The sequence below is a fragment of the Pseudonocardia halophobica genome (genome assembly GCF_027922425.1).
Lineage (GTDB): Bacteria > Actinomycetota > Actinomycetes > Mycobacteriales > Pseudonocardiaceae > Pseudonocardia > Pseudonocardia halophobica.
Genome location: NZ_BSFQ01000217.1, coordinates 1 through 663, shown reverse-complemented (window position 1 = coordinate 663; position 663 = coordinate 1). Strand labels below are relative to the sequence as shown.

Below are 663 nucleotides of genomic sequence, written 5' to 3'. Positions count from 1 at the left end.
GGCGCGCTGCATGCCGCGACCGTGGCGGACAGCCTGACCGCCGCGGGTTTCGCCATCCGGTCGCAGATCATATGGGCAAAGGACCGGCTGGTGCTCAGCCGCGGCGACTATCACTGGCAGCACGAACCCTGCTGGTATGCGGTGCGCGCCAAGGGCAAGGGCCACTGGGCCGGGGACCGAAAGCAAACCACGCTGTGGCAGATCGCCAACCGGGATCAGGACGCTGACACGTTGCATGGCACGCAAAAGCCGGTCGAATGCATGCGGCGGCCGATCCTGAACAACATCAGCCCCGGACAGGCGGTCTATGAGCCCTTCATGGGATCCGGCACAACACTGATCGCGGCCGAGACGACTGGCCGGATCTGCTTCGGTGTCGAGCTGAACCCGGCCTATGTCGATGTCGCCATCGAGCGCTGGCAGTCCTTCACCGGCCAAGAGGCTGTGCTGGCAGAAACCGGCGAGACCTTCGCCGCCCTCAAGGCGAAGCGGCTCGCGGCATGAACGTGCCCCTCCTGCCCGGCCGGATCGAACACTGGCCGCTGGCCCGTCTCCGACCATACGCCCGGAATGCCAAGACCCACGACGCCGACCAGGTGGCGAAGATCGCCGCCAGCATGGCCGAGTTCGGCTGGACCGTCCCCTGCCTGGTTGCCGCCGACG

Annotated in this window: 1 protein-coding gene; it reads left to right on the top strand. The window is 67.0% G+C overall.

What is annotated here, in order from left to right:
• Positions 1 to 504, top strand: a 504-nt coding sequence (locus PKE99_RS39235) for a DNA-methyltransferase (RefSeq protein WP_271215126.1), incomplete at its 5' end; no start/stop codon positions are given.
• Positions 505 to 663 lie beyond the last annotated feature (159 nt).